At 54.1% G+C, this 18,815-nt stretch carries 14 protein-coding genes and 1 rRNA gene; 7 read left to right on the plus strand and 8 right to left on the minus strand.

Annotated elements, in window-relative coordinates; genetic code table 11:
* Nucleotides 1-123, minus strand: a 16S ribosomal RNA gene (locus EJQ19_RS04770); the annotation flags it as partial.
* A gap of 398 nt (nucleotides 124-521) precedes the next feature.
* Here EJQ19_RS04770 and EJQ19_RS04775 point away from each other — a divergent pair.
* Together EJQ19_RS04775 and kamA are read left to right on the plus strand one after the other, a co-directional pair.
* Complete coding sequence (locus EJQ19_RS04775) at nucleotides 522-1,934, plus strand: sigma-54 interaction domain-containing protein (protein WP_126140057.1); 1,413 nt, start codon at nucleotides 522-524, stop codon at nucleotides 1,932-1,934.
* Nucleotides 1,935-2,008: 74 nt separating this feature from the next.
* Nucleotides 2,009-3,379, plus strand: coding sequence for a lysine 2,3-aminomutase (gene kamA / locus EJQ19_RS04780; protein ID WP_126140058.1), 1,371 nt, complete (start codon nucleotides 2,009-2,011; stop codon nucleotides 3,377-3,379).
* A gap of 71 nt (nucleotides 3,380-3,450) precedes the next feature.
* Here kamA and EJQ19_RS04785 read toward each other — a convergent pair whose 3' ends face one another.
* Nucleotides 3,451-4,989 carry a sulfatase family protein gene (locus EJQ19_RS04785; RefSeq protein ID WP_126140059.1) on the minus strand — a complete coding sequence of 513 codons (1,539 nt, stop codon included), beginning with the start codon at nucleotides 4,987-4,989 and terminating at the stop codon, nucleotides 3,451-3,453.
* Nucleotides 4,990-5,199: 210 nt separating this feature from the next.
* On the opposite strand from EJQ19_RS04785, the gene EJQ19_RS04790 reads away from it, so the two are divergent.
* From EJQ19_RS04790 to EJQ19_RS04810, 5 genes are all read left to right on the plus strand, one after another.
* Nucleotides 5,200-6,120, plus strand: a complete 921-nt coding sequence (locus EJQ19_RS04790) for a carbohydrate ABC transporter permease (RefSeq protein WP_126140060.1) — start codon at nucleotides 5,200-5,202, stop codon at nucleotides 6,118-6,120.
* On the plus strand, nucleotides 6,120-6,971 hold the full coding sequence (locus EJQ19_RS04795; RefSeq protein ID WP_126140061.1) for a carbohydrate ABC transporter permease: 852 nt from the start codon (nucleotides 6,120-6,122) through the stop codon (nucleotides 6,969-6,971). Before EJQ19_RS04790 ends, EJQ19_RS04795 begins: the two co-directional genes overlap by 1 nt.
* Nucleotides 6,972-7,048: 77 nt before the next feature.
* Nucleotides 7,049-8,812 (plus strand): cache domain-containing sensor histidine kinase, encoded by a 1,764-nt coding sequence (locus EJQ19_RS04800; protein ID WP_126140062.1) that lies wholly within the window; start codon nucleotides 7,049-7,051, stop codon nucleotides 8,810-8,812.
* Entirely contained in the window at nucleotides 8,787-10,394 is a 1,608-nt protein-coding gene (locus EJQ19_RS04805; protein WP_126140063.1) for a response regulator, read from the plus strand. Before EJQ19_RS04800 ends, EJQ19_RS04805 begins: the two co-directional genes overlap by 26 nt.
* Nucleotides 10,395-10,588: 194 nt before the next feature.
* Nucleotides 10,589-11,905 carry an ABC transporter substrate-binding protein gene (locus EJQ19_RS04810; RefSeq protein ID WP_164716319.1) on the plus strand — a complete coding sequence of 439 codons (1,317 nt, stop codon included), beginning with the start codon at nucleotides 10,589-10,591 and terminating at the stop codon, nucleotides 11,903-11,905.
* 66 nt (nucleotides 11,906-11,971) lie between these two features.
* On the opposite strand, the gene EJQ19_RS04815 is transcribed toward EJQ19_RS04810, so the two are convergent.
* From EJQ19_RS04815 to EJQ19_RS04840, 6 genes are all read right to left on the minus strand, one after another.
* Entirely contained in the window at nucleotides 11,972-12,634 is a 663-nt protein-coding gene (locus EJQ19_RS04815; protein WP_126140065.1) for an MgtC/SapB family protein, read from the minus strand.
* A gap of 119 nt (nucleotides 12,635-12,753) precedes the next feature.
* Nucleotides 12,754-14,172: an aldehyde dehydrogenase family protein gene (locus tag EJQ19_RS04820; RefSeq protein ID WP_241242737.1), complete on the minus strand. Its 1,419-nt coding sequence runs from the start codon at nucleotides 14,170-14,172 to the stop codon at nucleotides 12,754-12,756.
* 636 nt (nucleotides 14,173-14,808) lie between these two features.
* A complete protein-coding gene (gabT, locus tag EJQ19_RS04825; RefSeq protein ID WP_126140067.1) occupies nucleotides 14,809-16,143 on the minus strand; it encodes a 4-aminobutyrate--2-oxoglutarate transaminase in 1,335 nt (444 codons plus the stop codon).
* 3 nt (nucleotides 16,144-16,146) lie between these two features.
* Nucleotides 16,147-17,442: a peptidase gene (locus EJQ19_RS04830; RefSeq protein ID WP_241242738.1), complete on the minus strand. Its 1,296-nt coding sequence runs from the start codon at nucleotides 17,440-17,442 to the stop codon at nucleotides 16,147-16,149.
* A gap of 33 nt (nucleotides 17,443-17,475) precedes the next feature.
* Nucleotides 17,476-18,138, minus strand: coding sequence for a 3-oxoacid CoA-transferase subunit B (locus tag EJQ19_RS04835; protein ID WP_126140068.1), 663 nt, complete (start codon nucleotides 18,136-18,138; stop codon nucleotides 17,476-17,478).
* Entirely contained in the window at nucleotides 18,105-18,815 is a 711-nt protein-coding gene (locus EJQ19_RS04840; protein WP_126140069.1) for a CoA transferase subunit A, read from the minus strand. Before EJQ19_RS04840 ends, EJQ19_RS04835 begins: the two co-directional genes overlap by 34 nt.

Below are 18,815 nucleotides of genomic sequence, written 5' to 3' on the forward strand. Positions count from 1 at the left end.
AAGGCAGGTTGCCTACGTGTTACTCACCCGTCCGCCGCTAAGCACCGAAGTGCTCCGCTCGACTTGCATGTATTAGGCACGCCGCCAGCGTTCGTCCTGAGCCAGGATCAAACTCTCCATAAAAGTAGACAATCGCTTGTCCATTTATTTTAAGCTGAATAGCTCATTTGACTTGCTAGCGAGATTTTGTCAATCTCATTATGGTTGATTGCTCAACCGTTTTGCTTACTCACTCGTTGTTCAGTTTTCAAAGATCAATGTCTTTCGTACACTGCCGCGCTTCCGAAGCAGCGAAATGTAATATATCATATTGCATCGCATCATTGCAAGCACTTTTTTAAAATTCTTTTTCGCACTTGCCGGTCCGTCTTGCGGCCGAGGTGATAATATAGCACGCGCCTCAGGACTGTGGCAATGTTTTATTTTTCCATTTTGATCGTCTGCATGAAACTTGTCTTCTGTTCTGCCCCGCACCGGCATACTAATGAAGCGAAACCTTCCTAGAAGCTGGGGTGAGTATCTTGTCAGGACAACGGGACCAAGGATCGGCTTACTTTGAAAAAGTGCTCAATTTGCTCGATGTCGGTGTGCATCTCGTTAATGATGAGGGAATGACTGTCTTCTATAACGATAAGATGGCGGAGACGGACGGGCTGCCCCGCGAACAGGTGCTAGGAAGAAGTGTGTTCGAGCTCTTCCCCTCGCTGACACAAGAAACGAGCACACTTACGAAGGTCCTCCAAACCGGTACGGAGATCCGCGAAAAGATTCAAACCTATGTCAGCATGACCGGCAAACGCATCACAACCATTAACAGCACGTATCCGCTCAAAGAGAACGGCCGCATTATCGGTGCTTTGGAGGTGGCCAAGGACATAACCAGCATCATGCATCTCCATGACCAGATTCTCGATCTGAGGCATCAAATCTATGAGGCTCCGGGCTGGAAAAAGCAGGCTGGCTCCGCCCGCTATCATTTCAGCGATCTGATCGGGAGCGATCCTGCTTTTCTGCGGACGATCGCTTTTGCCAAAAAAGCGTCGCGTACAAGCTCTCCCGTCCTCATCTGCGGACCGACGGGGACGGGCAAGGAACTCGTCGCCCAGAGCATTCATAATGCCAGCAGCCGCAGGAGCCGCCCTTTTATCGCGCAGAACTGCGCGGCGGTGCCCGGCGAACTGATGGAGGGCATCATGTTCGGGACTTCGCGCGGGGCTTTTACCGGGGCGATCGATCGGGCCGGCTTATTTGAGCAGGCGAATGGCGGCACGCTTTTTCTGGATGAGCTGAGCAGCCTTGATCTTGTTCTGCAGGCGAAGCTGCTGCGGGTGCTCCAGGACGGCCTCGTTCGCCGCGTCGGCGGGACGAAGGAGCAGCAGGTCGATATTCGCATCATCACCGCGATGAATATCGAACCGACCGAGGCGCTGGCAAGAAACGTGCTGCGCAGCGATCTTTTTTATCGGCTGAATGTGGTCAATCTGACACTTCCCCCACTGTCCCGGCGTAAAGAGGATATTCCGCTGCTGACGCAGCATTTTATAGAGACGTTCAACGAACTGTTCGATATGAAAGTGACGGGCGTTGCGCCGGACGCGATGGAGCGTATGCTTCAGTATGCCTGGCCCGGGAATGTACGTGAGCTCAGCCACGCCATTGAATCGACGTATAATATCATGGAGCCGGAGTGCAATATCATTGAAGAAAGCCATTTGCCCGCTTCCCTTGTTCCGACTATGCTCCCCATTAAGATGCCGGACGTTGCTCCTCCGCGAACGGGTCTCCCCGAAAAGGTGAAACAGCTGGAAAAGGAAGCGATCGAACGGGCGTTGGCCGAGCACAACTACAATGTCACGCTTACCGCGCAGGCGCTCGGAATGAAACGTCAGGCACTGCAGTATAAGCTGAAAAGTTACGGTATCGCCAGAAAATAACCTCAATCCGGAACGGTTGGCACGTTTCTTGCATCCATTACAAGTGAGCAAGTATCACTCATGGAGGTGCAGCGATGGAACGACGTGACTGGAAGCAGATCGAGCTCTGGAAAGACGTGACGGTTGAGCAATGGAATGACTGGCTGTGGCAGTTGACGCATACGATTCGTTCCTTGGACGATTTGAAAAAGGTTGTGAACCTGACCCCCGAGGAAGAAGAGGGCGTTCGCATCTCGACGCAGACGATTCCTTTGAATATTACGCCCTACTATGCTTCATTAATGAACCCGGATGACCCGCGGTGCCCGATTCGGATGCAATCCGTGCCGATTTCGGCAGAGCTGCTGAAAACGAAATACGATCTCGAAGACCCGCTTCACGAGGATGAGGATTCGCCGACGCCGGGGCTGACGCACCGTTATCCGGACCGGGTGCTGTTTCTGGTGACGAACCAGTGCTCGATGTACTGCCGGTACTGCACGCGGCGGCGATTTTCCGGTCAGGTCGGCATGGGCGTGCCGAAAAAGCAGTTGGACGACGCGATCGCCTACATCCGGAGTACGCCGGAGGTGCGCGACGTTTTGCTCTCGGGCGGGGATGGGCTCCTGATTAACGATAATATTTTGGAGTATATTCTAAAAAATTTGCGGGCGATCCCGCATGTGGAAATTATTCGGATCGGGACGCGGGCTCCGGTTGTTTTTCCGCAGCGGATTACCGAGAACCTGTGCACAATCATTCGAAAGTATCATCCGGTGTGGCTGAACACGCATTTCAACACGCCGCTCGAAATTACGGAGGAAGCGAAGAAAGCATGCGCGATGCTGGCCGATGCCGGGGTGCCGCTTGGCAACCAAGCCGTCATTCTGGCGGGCATTAACGACTCCACCTATATTATGAGAAAGCTCATGCATGAGCTGGTCAAAATCCGCGTCCGCCCGTACTACATCTACCAGTGCGACCTTTCGGAGGGCATTGGCCACTTCCGGGCGCCCGTGTCGAAAGGACTGGAGATTATCGAGTCCTTGCGTGGACATACGAGCGGCTATGCGGTGCCAACCTTCGTCGTCGACGCTCCCGGCGGCGGTGGCAAAATCGCACTGCAGCCGAACTATCTCCTATCGCAGAGCCAGGATAAGGTGATTTTGCGCAACTATGAAGGCGTCATCGTCGGCTATCCGGAGCCAAAGAATTATGAGCCGGACCGCGCCGATGCTTACTTCAATGAAGTGTACGGCGTGACCGCGCAGCCGGAGAGCACGGGCATCATTGCACTGATGAAAGATGAAAAATTCAACTTAGTGCCAGAAAATTTGCGCCGCCTCGGTCGCCGGAAGGCGTACCTGGCTTCGCCAGATCATGCTTCGTTGAAGGACCGTCGCGGCAAGCGGGATGAGATGAAGGATAAGCTGATGAAGGCGCAGCAGAAGGAGAGCGGCGTGTAAGTGCAAAGCCGCAGCAAAAAAAGGAGCCACCCTACCGCAGCTTATGCGGTCGGTGACTCCTTTTTCACTTCCTAAGCGCCCCAAATGCGCGGCATCGGAATCGGCTCTTTGCCGAGCTCCGCCCATACATATTTGAGCAGCAACTCTGACTTAAGGCTTGCTGCGGCCGGGTCGTCCCACAGATTGTTGATCTCGCCGGGATCCTCCTGCAAGTCGAAAATCTCGCCGTACGTCTGATTGTAGTACACGGTGATTTTGTAACGCTCGTTGACGTACGTTTTCTGATGAATGGTCGTCGGCTGATGATGGAACTCGCAAATGGCATGGTCTCTCGCCTGTTCCTTGTTCCCCAGCCAAACCTGGCTCTGATCCACGCCTGTCATCGTACGCGGAACCGGAAGGTTGCAGAACGACAGGAACGTTGGCGCCAGATCGACCAACGACTGAATCGCCGCGCTTTGCTCGCCTTGCGGAATTTGTCCCGGATACCGGGCGATAAACGGAATTTTGATCAGGTCTTCGTAATGGAACCCGCCCTTTGCTTGCAGGCCGTGCTGCCCGAAGAAATGACCGTGGTCCGTCGTGAAGACGACGATGGTGTTATCGGCTAAGCCGAGTTCGTCGAGTTTATCCAGGATTTTACCGATATATTTGTCCATCATGGAAATCATGCCGTAATAGACGGCCATTTGCTTCGCTTTGTGCTCGTCCGTGATTCGGTGCTTATCACCATAGTGGTAATAGTGATGCGAATGATAGCCGTGCACTTCAAAGGTTTGATCTTCTTTTAAATAGGAGAAGTCCGGGTTCTCTTCCTGCGTCAAGCCAAAATGCGGCGGATTCTTGTCATGTTCGCCCGGCGTGATGGACGGAACGGTCAGCTTGGACGGGTCGTACATCGTGTCCCAAGGCTCCGGCACCAAGTATTCCGGATGCGGATCGAAGAAAGAACTCCATAGAAAGAAGCTTTCATCATTCTCCTTGTATTGCTCCAGCATGGCATTCGAACGCTCCGCGATCCAGGTATTGTAATGATACTCCTCCGGAATCGGCCACTTGTACGTCAGATTAGGGTCCATCGTGCCGGTTGGCGGCAGGAAGTAGTCACGCCAGTTTTTGCAGCCTTTCTCTTCCATCCAGATCGCATAATGCTGGCCAACGTGCGCTTCATTCGTATGGTTGCGGGCAAGCTCGACATGATCGAAACCGTAGAATTTGTCTTTGTAGTTTTTCCAGAATTCCAGGTCTTGAAGGACGGGATACGACTCCAGTGAAGGATATTCCTCCGACGAACGGAGCGGTTGAAAGTGTGCTTTGCCGATCAGCGCGGATCGATAGCCGCCTTTGCTGAAATCTTCCGTCACAACATGGCGGTCTTCCAGCAGCTTGGTCCCTAGTGTCCAGGCGCCATGCTGGCTCGGATACATACCGGTAATAATGGACGCCCGCGTTGGCGTACAAGTTGGATTCGGGCAGTAAGCACGGTTGAATGTGGTTCCCTCCCGAACTAAACGATCGAGATTCGGAGTAGAGATTTCTTTATTAAAAGCGCCGATGGTATCCCAATGCTGCTGATCGCTCGTTATCAACAAAATGTTAGGTTTTTTCATGGTCATATCGCCTCCTGAATATCCTAATCATAGTTGGATAAGCCAATCATGCCAATGTCTTTATGTTGTTTACATTTATCATAATGTTGTGAATCTAATTCGAAGTGTTCGTTAGCGATTGATTTGTGTTCGTTACTCTCATTTTTCATAAGCGTCCTGCCTTTTATACTAAGTGTAACGCTGCAAATATGCTGAAAGGCGGTTGTCGGGATGAACCCTGTCACTAAAAAATTTACGCTAAAAGGGCGCTGGGAATCGCCTATCGCCGGTTATTTATTTATTTCCCCGTGGCTGGTCGGCTTACTGCTGCTGACGATGTGGCCGATGCTGCAATCCATCTACTATTCATTTACCAAATATACGCTGCTGGAATCGCCGGAATGGATCGGTCTGCGCAACTACGAGCGTATCTTCGGTGATGATGAAATTTTTCGCCAGTCTCTGAAAATCACGATCCTGTTCGTCGTCTTGTCCGTACCGATCAAGCTGTTCAGCGCTTTGATGGTCGCGATGCTGTTGAACCGCAAAGTGAAGGGAATTTCCTTCTACCGCACGGTGATCTATTTGCCATCTCTGATCGGCAGCTCTATCGCGGTTGCGATCCTCTGGCAGAATATGTTCAGCAAAACCGGCTTCTTGAACAAACTTCTAGGTGTTTTCGGCCTGGAAGGCATCAGCTGGATCAGCAATCCGCACACGGCGTTGGGCACGTTAATTGTTTTGGTCGCCTGGCAGTTCGGCTCGTCCATGGTTATTTTCCTGGCGGGTCTGAAACAGATCTCGCCCGACTTATATGAAGCGGCCTCCGTGGACGGCGCAACGAAGTTGCGACAGTTTTACACGATTACGTTACCGATGCTCTCGCCGGTGCTGCTGTTTAACCTTGTTTTGCAGACGATAGGCTCCTTCCAAATGTTTACGCAAGCCTTTATCATCACCAAAGGCGGACCGATCAATTCAACTTACATGTACGCCTTGTATCTGTACGACCGCGCTTTCTCGCGCTACGAGATGGGCTATGCCTCGGCACTTGCCTGGATTCTTCTCATCGTGATCGGCCTCGCAACCGCCTTGATTTTTGCATCCTCCCGCTATTGGGTATTCTATGAGACTGAAGGTGGTAAAAAATAATGAACACGCCAGTCCGTTTCAGCCAAATGTTCCGTTCGCACTTCTTTCTTGCCGTATTCAGCCTCGTCATGATCTACCCGATCTTGTGGTGGGTGGGAGCCGCTTTTAAATCGAATGCGGAAATGAGCTCTCCCAATCTGTTTCCTTCCCAATGGTTATGGAGCAACTTCAGCGATGGTTGGGTAGCGATACCGAAGTTTACCTTCACGCATTTTTATATCAATACGTTCGAGCTGATTTCCGGCGTGTTGGTCACATCCGTGCTGTCCTGCAGCCTGGTCGCTTTCGGGTTTGCCCGACTGCACTTTCCACTGCAAAAGTTCTGGTTCGCCATTCTCATGGTGACGTTGATGCTGCCGAGCCAAGTGACGCTCGTTCCTCAATACATCATGTTTAACGCTTGGGGTTGGGTGAACACGTACCTCCCGTTCTACGTCCCGCACGCGCTGGCCGGTGGCATCGGCGGTCCGTTCTTCATCTTCCTGCTTGTGCAGTTTATCCGGGGAATTCCCCGCGAGTTGGATGAGTCCGCCAAAATGGACGGCTGCAGCTGGTTCGGCATTTATTGGCGCATCATGATGCCGCTCACGAAGCCTGCGCTTGTCACGGTAGCCATCTATTGCTTCCTGTGGAATTGGGACGACTTCTTCGGTCATCTGCTCTACATTAACTCCGTGAGCAAATACACCGTGGGCTTGGCTTTGAAGCTGTTCGTCGACGGCCAATCGGCACTGCCTTGGGGGCAATTGCTTGCGATGGCGCTCGTATCGGTTATTCCTTCGTTCATCATTTTCTTCTTGGCCCAACGTCATTTTGTCGATGGCATTGCCTCCGGTGCCGTGAAAGGCTAAACTATAGGCATTCGGTATGAAAAGGTTGCGATTCGTTGCAGCCTTTTCCCTATTTTCGCGTGGAGGAGCGGCTGCCCTTGTTCAGTATTTTCAAACGTGTTCGCATCGGACGGCTGTTTTTTGGAAGCTTCGCCCTATTCATTGCCCTGCTGCTGCTTGTCTTCACGTGGATCAGTTATCACGTCACGTCAAGCGAGCTCGCGCAAAATACATCTTTATATCAACAGGATCTCTTGAATGAGCTTAATAAAAAATTGGTGATTCAGTTAACCTCGATCGAGCAAATGTCACTGGCGGCGGCGCGAAACATCGATATTATCGGCTTCAATCCCTTGGAGAACGACCTGTTTGAGCGCAACCGACGGAAAAAGGATTTGGAGGATCTGCTCGCAAGCATCACCTACAGCTCGACTTTCGTGCAATCTGTCCATCTTTACATTGAACACCCCGTGCTGACCGATCCCCAGGGGCCTGTTCGCTATTTTGATCTGAAGAAATTGAAAGATGAGAGCTGGTACCCCGAGATTCAAAATAACGATTTGGCCTGGATTAAAGAGCGGACAATCGAGACGAATGTCGGTGAGCTGCCGGTTACCGGCCTGGCTCGAAAGCTGTACAACAATTCGGGTATTTACTACGGCTTGCTGCTGCTCAATGTCAAATCATCGGAAATTAAAAATGTAATCCAAGGTGAAACAGAAGGAAGAAGCCGGGCGCTGTTTGACGCAGGCGGCAGGGAAATCGCTGCAATCGGCGACCTGCGCTTACAGGAGAATGAATTTAAGCAGATTACGATGACACAAGGAAAATCCGGCAGCATTCGGATTAAAACCAATCAGCAAAGCGAATCTCTGCTCGTCTGGAGCAAATCGCCGGCCAATTGGATGCTCGTTGAAGTCACGCCATGGAAACAAATCGTGCAGAGCAGCGTGCGCCTCGCCTATATTCTGGTGACGGTCGGTTTATCGGCAATTTGTGTCGCTTCATTGTTTACGTTAATCCTCTCCAGGCAGTTTACGCGGCCGATTAAGCTGCTTGTCGCCTATATGGGCAAGCTTCCCGAGAAGGGACTGCAACCCGAACTCCCAATGGATTATTCCAATGAATTCGGGAATTTATTTGGCGGTTACCGCAAGCAAATGGAGCGGATAGAAGAACTGGTGAAGTCGCTCAAAGAACAGCATAAACGCCAGCGGGAGGCCGAGATTCAGGCGCTTCAGGCGATGATTAATCCACATTTTCTGTACAACACGCTGGATCAATTAAATTGGTTGGCCATCGATTCCGGTCAGGTAAAAATAAGTAAGATTTTATCCTTGATGGGCAAAATGTTTCGTATCGGTCTCTCCAATGGGGAAACGATGATACCGATCGCCGACGAGATTACGCATGTTGAGTGCTATTTGCAGATTCAACAAATTCGCTGGGGGGAACGTTTGGCATTCGAAATCGAGGTGGAGGAAGAAGCAAAAGATCTGCTGCTCCCAAGAATGACGATTCAGCCGATGATCGAGAACGCCATCATTCATGGCTTTCATGGCCGCAAGAAAGGAAGAATCAAGATCTCGATCCGTCTGCATGGGCAGGATGTGCTGCTGCAAGTGATCGATGACGGCGTAGGCCTGCGCCAAGGTTGGGACGAGCCTAGACGCAGGAAAACGGGCGGTTACGGCCTGCGCAATGTGAGGGAGCGGACCGCCGCGTACTTCGGAGCGCCCTATGGGGTGGACATTCAGAGTGAACCGGGCGAAGGAACGGTCGTGACCATTCGCCTTCCGCAAATACGTGATAAAGATGAAGTGAGGGAGCGATACGATGTGGAAGATACTCATCATCGATGATGATTTTCAGGTTTTGGAAGGTATGCAAAAGTCAATTCCGTGGGAGTCCATTGATGCCGAATTTGTAGGTGAAGCTTGCGATGGCGCCGAGGGGCTCGTGATGGCAGAACGTACGAAGCCGGACATCATCATCACAGATATTTATATGCCTATTATGAACGGGCTCGAGATGATTGAAAAGCTGCGCGAAATGAACTATGAGGGTGAGATTATCATCCTCAGCGGATATTCCGATTTCCAGTACGCCAGACAAGCGCTTCGGCTTCAAGTGAACGATTATTTATCCAAGCCTGTCACGCTGGAAGAACTGAGCGAGGTCCTAGCGCGCGTCATCAAAGAGCTGGAAAACAAAGAGCTGAAGAAGCTGGAGCAGGAAGAAATACACAGCCGCTTGCTGATGTATGAACCTTTTATGGAAAAAGAGTGGCTCAAGTCGGTCGTGACCGGCACTTTCAATAAAGCGATAGCCGCGGAGCAGCTGAAGCGCTCGGAGATTGACTTTTGGCTGCAGCGGAGTCATCTTGTCATGGGCATCGAACTGCTGAACTCCGTCCGAACCGCAGGCCTGTCTTTAATTGATTGGAACTTGTTTCGCTTTGCGTATGCCAATATTATTCGCGAGGTGCTGTCTGAGGACTGGCCCGAGTCAGCGTTCGTCGAATTACACAGCCATCATGCCGCGATCATTTTTAATATCGATCCGTTGATCCCCGCAGATGAAGCGAGACGCCTCATTGGCGCCATCGGAGAACGCATCGCTGCCTGCATTTATACCTATTTGCAGTTGTCAGTCCGCATCGGCTTAGGCACGCTGAAAACCAATTGGCTGGAAATCTCCAATTCGACGGAAGAAGCCTTCCTCGAGCTGCTGCAGCAAAATATCGTCCCTCCGCAAGACAAGGAATCCTCCTTGACATTCGACGATTCGGGCGCCATTCGTCCCATTAAGTTTTATCAGGAATTGGCGGAGGCGATCGTCTACGCCAAGGAGGAAAAGGCGCAGGACATCATCGAGGCTTATTTTAACCAGATGGAGTCAATGCCTGCGATAACACCGGCTTACTTGCAGTATTTATGTGCCGAATTGTGGACGATTTTTGCCTACTCGCTGCACAGTGCAGGTATCGTTCTGGATGATCTATTTCCCGGCATGGCGCTGAAGCAGGAGATTGCCCAAATCCAGACACAGACGCAGGTCAAGGACTGGCTCCGCAGCAAGATCCATGTCATTACGACAAGCCGCCACTGGCATGAAAATTCGAAGCATAAGGAAGCTGTCGATTTTATGATTCAGTATGCACATGACCATTATGCCGAAGAGTTCGGACTCGAGGATATGGCGAAGAAACTCTATTTATCGCGCAACTATTTAAATCAAATTTTCAAAAAAGCGACGGGGGAAACCTTTACGAACTACACCATCCGTGTCCGGATGAAGAAAGCGCAGGCCCTCTTGGCCGAAGGCAAATATTTGATCTACGAAGTCGCAGAAAAGGTAGGTTATAAGAGCGTGCCTTACTTCAGTTCGATCTTTAAAAAGTATACGGGGATCAATCCCAGCGAGGCTGGAAAAACTAGCTAGGATGTTTCTGAATGCTCCGATGGGCCGCAGATATTGCCGATGCCCCTGAGCGTGTTTTCAGACACGCCCTAACCTCTGCCCGAAACTGTGGTCGATACGGGAAGAAGTGTGTTCATTACTGTGCTTTAAGAAAAGAGCGTTGTTTATATAATAGAAATAGAAGAGAGAACAACATTCTTGAAAGGGGATTCACGATGAAAATACAGTTGAGAACATGGGGCTTGCTCTCCATGACGGCTATTCTGGCGCTTTCCTTGAGCGCATGCGGATCTGGTTCTGGAGAAAAAGCAAACGACAAGGCCGGTGCTGCGCCTGCTACGGCTGCACCCCAAAGCACAACGCCTGTGAAGCTCAGAATCGTATGGTGGGGCTCGCAAGCCAGACACGATGCAACGTTGAAAGCGCTGGATGCTTATACGAAAAAACATCCGAACGTGACATTCGAACCTGAATTTTCCGGCTTTGACGGCTATGCTGACAAGCTCGCGACGCAAGCGGCGGCGAAAAACGCGCCGGACATCATTCAAATGGACCCCGCCTGGTTAGCCGAGTATTCCGCAAGAAATCAGTTGGCTGACTTGTCTAAAGGCATCAATACGGCGGACATCGACAAATCCCTCGTAGATTCCGGCAAATACAAAGACAAGCTGTACGCCATTCCTCTCGGCAACAACGCGACGGGGATGATTTTCAATAAAAATGCGGTAGATAAGCTCGGCGTTACAGCACCGAAGACAGGCTGGACGTGGGAGCAATACTGGCAATTCGGCAAAGATGCGAAAGCGAAGCTGGAGAAGGACAAATACGTCTTGATGGACGCCACGTCCGACTATACAACCTACGCCTCGTATCAAATCAGCCAAGGCAAAGGCTATCCGATCACGGAAGACGGCAAGTTCAATTTTGACAAGGACACTTGGTTGACTTTTGTCAAAAAGTATTCGGAACTGCGCGATGCCGGTGTCGTCCCGCCTGCGGAAATCGCCAGCACGGATAAAGAGTCCGATGCGAAGCAGGATTTGATGAACAACGACACCGTGCTCATGAAGCGCACATTCGCCGCTTTGCTGCCTGGATACGAAAGCGTGAAGCCCGCTACGTACTCCTTGGTCGGACAACCGAAAGGGACGCAATCCAGCGGATTTTTGAAGCCCTCCATGTTCTGGTCCATCAGCGCAGATTCCAAAAACATCGAAGAATCGAAAAAATTCATCGACTGGTTCATTAATGACCAAGAGGCTGCGGACATTTTGACGACGACTCGCGGCGTACCGGTATCCAAGAAAATTCTGGAGTACTTGACGCCGAAGCTGACCCCGGCTGACAAACAGCAAGTTGAGCTGATCAAAGCCGTAGCTCCTGATGCGCAGCCATTCAATCCTGGCGCGAAGGGCTGGAGCAACTACACGGCAAAAGATTACAAGACGATCGGCGAAAAAGTAATGTTCGGCAAGGCGACGCCTGAAGCTGCATACGACGAGCTCGTGAAGAAAGCCAAAGAATATCAGTAAAAACAACACTAATACAGGAAAGAGACTGCGGTTTATCTGCAGTCTCTTTTTTCGCGTTAAGTCCCTTTACTGCATCTCAACGACATGAACAAAGGGAGCATCCTGGATCAGCGGCAGCAATTTATTCATTTCATAATGGGCCGGCAGTTTAATCGTAATGTCGAGCACAAGCTCGGCCGATTCCAGCAGTTTTTCGCTATGAAAATGTAAAATAATAAGGTCTCTTTCCTTGAGAAACTGCTGAATGAATTGGGCGGCTCCCGGTTCATCCCGCAAGCGAATGGACAACTGTTCGGTCTTGGGGGCAGCCAGCCAAGGGATTTGGCTATGCAATAATTTCTGTGCAATTAAAATGAGCACGGTCGTCCCGATACCGACAATGTACAGGTCGGCGCCGATCGCCATGCCAATGCCGGCGGTTAACCAAATCCCCGCCGCGGTCGTAAGCCCTCTGACGGTTTGCCGCTGCATAAAAATCATGCCTGCCCCTAGAAATCCGACGCCGCTGACCACTTGCGCCGCAACACGCGACGGGTCGAGCGCAACGCCTTCTTTTCCGATCATATCTTCAAATCCGTATTTGGAAATGAGCATCATCAATGCCGCCCCTGCGGCAACGACGAAATGGGTGCGAATGCCCGCTTCTTTCATCCTGCTTTTGCGTTCGTACCCGATGATTGCGCCGCAGACGCCGGCCAGGATAACGCGCAGCAAAAATCCAACCTCCATGCCAATTCTCCTTTCCAGTGAACGACAGTCGCCTGGCTTCGTTATCCGGCCAAACGCCGAAGGACGCTCCCCTCGCTTGCGCTTGAGTGCGTCCTCCCGTTCTATCGTATTATCGTACACTATTTTCGAATACTTACCAACTTCAATTCCGTTAACTCCTCGATCGCGTACTTCACACCTTCACGCCCCGTGCCGCTTTCCTTGACCCCGCCGTAAGGCATGTGATCGACCCGGAACGTCGGAATGTCATTGATCATCACGCCGCCGACTTCCAACGCTTCCGCAGCGGCAAAGGCGGTGCGAAGATCGTTCGTGTAGACCCCGGCCTGCAAACCGTAGCGGGAGTCGTTCACCAGTGAGATGCCCTCCTCGATGGAGGCGATCCGGTTAATAAGGACGATCGGCGCGAACGCCTCCTGGCAGGCGACTCGCGTCGACGCCGGCGCGTGCAGCAGCACCGTCGGCGCCACGACGTTGCCGTCGCGCCGGTTGCCGGCTGCGACGACGGCGCCGTGCTGTTCCGCCTCGGCGATCCACGCCAGCGCGCGCTCCGCGTCGCGGGCGCTGATCAAGGCCGAGACGTCCGTCGCCGGGTCGAGCGGATCGCCGAGGCGCAGCTTCGCTGTTTGGGCGACGAACTTCTGCACAAACGTATCAAACAGCGCTTCATGCACATAGATGCGCTGTATGGAAATGCACACCTGTCCCGCGAAGGAGAAGGCGCCGGTGACAGCTCTTGCGATCATGGCGTCCACGTCGACGCCTTGATCTACCAGCAGCGCCGAGTTCGAGCCGAGCTCGAGCGTGACTCGGCGGAGGCCGGCTTTGCTCCGAATGGCGATGCCTACCTCGGGCGAACCCGTGAAGGTGACCGCCTTCACGCGCGCGTCCGTCACGAGGAGGTCGCCGATGAGGCTGCCGCTGCCGGTCACGACGTTCAGGGCGCCTGCCGGCAGCCCCGCCTGCTCCAGCAGCTCCGCGAGCAGGAGCGCGGTCAGCGGCGTCTGCCCCGCCGGCTTGAGCACGATCGTATTGCCTGCCGCGATCGCCGGCCCAACTTTATGCGCCACGAGGTTCATCGGAAAGTTGAACGGCGTAATCGCCGCTACCACACCGAGCGGCTGGCGCATCGTGTAGGCGATCCGTCCCTCGCCGCCCGGGGCCGCGTCGAGCGGAATTGTCTCGCCGTGAATCCGCTTCGCCTCCTCGGCTGCGAACTTGTACGTGGCGATCGTGCGCTCCACCTCCAGCTTCGCCGTCGTGATCGGCTTCGCCGCTTCCAGCGCGATCAGCTCCGCGCAGCGCTCGGCGTTCGCCCGGATGAGCGCCGCCAGCCGCTCCAGAATTGCCGCCCGCTCGTGCGCCGGCATGCGCGCCATCAGCGGGCGTGCCGCCTCAGCTGCGGCGAGTGCCTGCTCTACCTCGGCCGCGTCCGCATAAGCGACATCGGCCAGGTGCGCACCGCTGTACGGCGCGTATAACGGGCGGTGCTCACGTGCCTCCAGCCACTGACCGCCAATCCATAGGTGTTTTTTCATGGAGTAGACCTCTTTTCTCTTCCAAACTAAGTTTAAGCAAACAGGAAGGGGAAATTGCATACATAGGTGTCGGGAATGAACAGGCTGGTTTGTGATTGTGTTGCTACGAAATGGTGACTACGGCGTTCCTGTGAGTACGCAGACACTTTAACCGTTACCGTTGCAAGAGGTTGCCTCACTGGCGTCCCTATGATTGTAGCTGCTTAACTCCACCGGGGGAGCCATTTGAATTCCTGCAATTATGCAGGAATTTTTTCCAAAAAACGTCGTTTTTCACACAATTCCTGCGAAAATGCAGTTTTTTAGACCAGTTTACTCAAAAAGAACCCTTCTGGCCCAAAATTCCTGCACAATCGCAGGTATTTCCCAAAATCGGGTGGTTAGGAGGAAAATTCCTGCTTTTTTGCAGGCTTTGATCTTCTAGACCGGGTTGGGGCCGAGTAGCGGGACTTTTTTCGACTCTTGACCATATTACCAAGTGTAAAGACAAGTTTGCGTAACCTAGCTTCCTCCATATCAGCGAGCCTGAAGACGAGTTTGCGTAACCTAGCTTCCTCATCTCTGCCCTCACCACCGACGAACATGATTGCCGCGCTTCTCCACCATACCAGTTGTTGCTTATGAAACAACCCACACTCAAGGCCGCAGCTCCGCAAACACCTGCTCCATCACATCCAGTCCCTCCGCGAGCTGATCATCCGTGATGACAAGCGGGCAGAGCATCCTTATCACATTACTATAAATACCTGCGCTCATCAAAATCACACCGCGCTGATGACAGGCTTGGAGCACTCGCGCCGTCCGTTCTTTATCCGGCAGCTTCGTTCCCCGGTCCTGCACAAGCTCCATCGCGCTCATCGCGCCGAGCGAGCGAACATCACCGATGCACGCATGCTTTTGTTGGAGCTGCCGGAACCGCTCCTGCACGGCGCTGCCGATCGCTGTCGCTCGCGCGATAAGCCCCTCCTCTTCCAGCATCGCAATCACCTGCAAGGCGGCGACACACCCGAGCGGGCTACCGCCATACGTGCCGCCGATCTCGCCGACGCCCGGGGCGTCCATGATCTCGGCCCGGCCGGTCACAGCGCTGATCGGCAGCCCGGCGGCAATCGATTTGGACATCGTCACGAGATCAGGCACGACACCGTGATGCTCCATCGCAAACATGCGGCCCGTACGCCCGAAGCCCGTCTGCACTTCATCGGCAATCAGCAGAATGCCGTACTTGTCGCAAATGCGCCTCACACCTTGAATAAACCGCGTGGATGCGATAACGAAGCCGCCTTCGCCCTGCACGGGCTCAAGAATAACCGCCGCCACATCCTCCCCCGGCACCTCGGACAAAAAGAAATCCTCGAAGCGCCGGAGCAGCCCATCGTCTACCTCGTCCGGCGTTATGCCGTCCGGCGCCCGGTAGTAATACGGATAAGGCATCCGGTACGTATCCGGCGCAAAAGGGCCAAAGCCGTTCTTATACGGCTTCACCTTGCTCGTCAAGGACATCGCCATGTACGTCCGGCCGTGGAAGCCGCGCTCGAACGAAATAATGCCTCGGCGTCCGGTCGCTTTGCGCGCGATTTTGACGGCGTTTTCCACCGCTTCCGCGCCGCTGTTCAGGAAAAATGTCTTCTTCGGATGATCGCCGGGCGTAATCGCATTCAGCTTTTCCGCCAGCTCAATGTACGGCTCATACATGACCACATGGAAGCTCGGGTGCAAGTACTGATCGAGCTGTGCTTTCAACGCCTCGACCACACGGGGCGGAGAATGGCCCACATTCAGGCATCCGATCGCCCCTGCAAAATCGATGAACGTGTTGCCGTCCACATCCGTCAGGAGCGCTCCCTCCCCTTTAGCCGCAAAAGTCGGCACGGTATTAAAAGGCCCCCGAGGCACACTCGCCGCGCGCCGCTCCAACAGCTTGCTCGCCTCCGGCCCCGGCAGTGCGGTCTTCATTTGAATATCACTCATCCCTTACGCCTCCATTCTGTCCCACCCGCACCAGTGAAGCAAGGTTAGCGCGATAATCTCGGCGACCTGAAACACATCGTCGAGCACGATGTACTCGTTCGGATAGTGCGCAACCTGTGTAACACCAGGGCCAAAAACGATGCAAGGCGTATCCGCCAACACGGTGAGAAGACCGCCATCCGTCCCCCATGGCGAGGCCTCGATGACCGGCTCCTGCCCGCTGACTTCTCGGTACTGCGCCATCAACACAGCCATAAACGGATGCGACGCATCGACGCTGCCCGGCACCCAGCGCGCCCCGAACCACGTCAGTTCAGGCGGATACGACGCAAACCACGGATCTTTTCCGGGCAAAAGAGCCAGCCACTTCTGCATTTCCCCCTTCGCATCGTCCAATTTTTCCTCCGGCGCGACGCCCATTCGGCCTTCCAGCTTGACGACGTCCGGCACGGACGACGGCCAACTGCCGCCCTCGATGACCCCGATGTTAATTGGAATCGGGATCGGATTCCCCGCGTAGAGCGGATCGGTCACTCGCAGATTGCGCTGCGCCTCAAGCTCTTGCAGGTGAGACAGGACGATCATGCTTTTCTCGATGGCACTGACGCCTTCGTACCGTGTCCCGCCGTGAGCGGAGCGCCCTTTCACCTCAATTCGAAACCACATGGAGCCCTGCTGCTTCGGAAAAATCCGCAAATTCGTCGGCTCCGGAATGAGCGCCGCATCCGCCTTATAGCCCTGCAGAATTGCCGCCAAGGTGCCCGCGCCGCCGCTCTCTTCTTCGATGACGCTTTGAAAAATCACATCGCCCCGCAGCTTCAATCCGATCCCCTGCACGGCCTGGAGCGCCAACAACAGCGCCGCATTGCCGCCTTTCATATCCGTGGCGCCGCGCCCGTACAGCTTGCCGTCCACCACGGCGCCGCTGAACGGGTCGCGCTCCCACTGGGCGAGGCTGCCAGCCGGCACAACGTCCACATGCCCGTTGAGCAGCAGCGATCGGCCTCCGCCTGTGCCTTGGCATACGCCGACAACGTTCGGGGAGCCGGCGAACTGGGTGCGCGGAGAGTAGAAGTAGGGGTGCGTACCAAGCGCTTCTCCATCGGGCTCCCACACCTCCACAACCATGCCCAGCTCCCGCAGCTGCTCCGCGACCAGGAGCTGCACCGATTGCTCATTCCCCTGCGTGCTCGGCAGCCGCACCATCTGCTGAAGCAGTTCGATTCCCGCTTCTCGGTGCTGCTCCAACCAGCGATGGAGCTGCGTTTTCAGCTCGACGTTCTCCTTCGCCTCCGCCAAACGGATCGCCTCCTTATGCCTTAAGTGTACGGATTACGGAATAAATAGGATGGGATCTGCGAGCCGCAGCTCGGCTTCGGTATGCCGGATAACCTCTTCCACCGTGTACGGCAGCATCACTTCTCGCAGCAGCAGCCCCTCCTCCGTCACCTCGATCACCGCCATTTCGGTAATGATGAGATCGGCGCACCGAGGCGCAGTCAGCGGCAACTCGCAGGCTTTGCGGATTTTGGACGCTCCCAGCTTGTTGACGTGGTTCATGAGCACGATGACCTTTCGGGCCTTCTGCGCAAGCTCCATCGCCCCGCCGATGCCCGCCACCCGCTTCCCCGGCACAATCCAGTTCGCCAGATCCCCCCGCTCGCTCACTTCCAGAGCGCCGAGAATCGTAAGATCGACGCGCCCCCGACGAATCATGGCAAAAGCGATGGCGCTGTCGCAGTAGGACGCTCCCTCAACAACCGTCACCGGATAGCCGCCGGCGTTGCACAGAAATGCATCTTCGCTTCCCGGCTCCGGCGCGCCTCCCGCTCCCAGAATTCCGTTCTCCGCGTGAAAAACGACCTGTAATCCCAGCGGCACATAATCCGCCACCTGCGTCGGGATGCCGATGCCGAGGTTCACCACCATGCCGCCGCGCACCTCCTGGGCGGCCCGCTTCGCTATTCGGTCACGGCTTTCTTTTCCCATACCCATGACCAGTTCACTCCTTTGCTTGGAATGACGATGTCGACAAAAATACCCGGTGTCACGATGCTCTCCGGATCCAAATCACCGAGCGGCACAATCTCGTCGGCTTCCGCAATCGTGAGCTGCCCGGCCATCGCGACCAATGGATTCATGTTCCGTCCGCTCTTGTCGTAGACGAGATTGCCGTACGGATCGGCCTTGCTCGCATGGACAATGGCAACGTCCGCTGTCAAGGCCGGTTCGACGATATACGTAGTACCGTTTAGCACGACGGTCTGTCGCCCTTCAGCCATCATTGTCCCTACGCCGACATCAAGCACAATGCCGCCAAGTCCGACGCCGCCGGCGCGGATTTTTTCCGCCAGCGTGCCTTGCGGGAAAAACTCGACCTCCATGGAGCCATCTTCCATCTTTTGTCCGGCAAAAGGGTTCGAGCCGATATGCGAGGCGATTACTTTTTTCACCCGCCCGGCGGTGACGAGCCGGCCGATGCCGATATGCGGAAACCCGGTGTCGTTGCCGATAATGGTGAGGTCCTTGACGCCTTTGGCCAACAGGCCGTCGATCAAGGTGGGCGGATTGCCGATGCCGCCAAAACCACCGTACATCAAGGTGCAGCCATCATTAATTCGGCTTAACGCTTCTTCCAACGTACTTACCTTACTCGGCAAACTCGCGTGCAT

Source organism: Paenibacillus whitsoniae (assembly GCF_003955665.1).
Taxonomy (GTDB): Bacteria; Bacillota; Bacilli; order Paenibacillales; family NBRC-103111; genus Paenibacillus_E; species Paenibacillus_E whitsoniae.

Excerpts from the sequence above, each read along its gene's own strand:
- EJQ19_RS04815 (WP_126140065.1), bottom strand. The coding sequence starts at position 12,634 with ATGGAGGTTGGATTTTTGCTGCGCGTTATCCTGGCCGGCGTCTGCGGC.
- EJQ19_RS04790 (WP_126140060.1), top strand. The coding sequence starts at position 5,200 with ATGAACCCTGTCACTAAAAAATTTACGCTAAAAGGGCGCTGGGAATCG.
- EJQ19_RS04810 (WP_164716319.1), top strand. The coding sequence starts at position 10,589 with ATGAAAATACAGTTGAGAACATGGGGCTTGCTCTCCATGACGGCTATT.
- EJQ19_RS04785 (WP_126140059.1), bottom strand. The coding sequence starts at position 4,989 with ATGAAAAAACCTAACATTTTGTTGATAACGAGCGATCAGCAGCATTGG.
- EJQ19_RS04805 (WP_126140063.1), top strand. The coding sequence starts at position 8,787 with ATGTGGAAGATACTCATCATCGATGATGATTTTCAGGTTTTGGAAGGT.
- EJQ19_RS04840 (WP_126140069.1), bottom strand. The coding sequence starts at position 18,815 with ATGCACGCGAGTTTGCCGAGTAAGGTAAGTACGTTGGAAGAAGCGTTA.
- EJQ19_RS04795 (WP_126140061.1), top strand. The coding sequence starts at position 6,120 with ATGAACACGCCAGTCCGTTTCAGCCAAATGTTCCGTTCGCACTTCTTT.
- kamA (WP_126140058.1), top strand. The coding sequence starts at position 2,009 with ATGGAACGACGTGACTGGAAGCAGATCGAGCTCTGGAAAGACGTGACG.
- EJQ19_RS04820 (WP_241242737.1), bottom strand. The coding sequence starts at position 14,172 with ATGAAAAAACACCTATGGATTGGCGGTCAGTGGCTGGAGGCACGTGAG.
- EJQ19_RS04835 (WP_126140068.1), bottom strand. The coding sequence starts at position 18,138 with ATGGGTATGGGAAAAGAAAGCCGTGACCGAATAGCGAAGCGGGCCGCC.
- gabT (WP_126140067.1), bottom strand. The coding sequence starts at position 16,143 with ATGAGTGATATTCAAATGAAGACCGCACTGCCGGGGCCGGAGGCGAGC.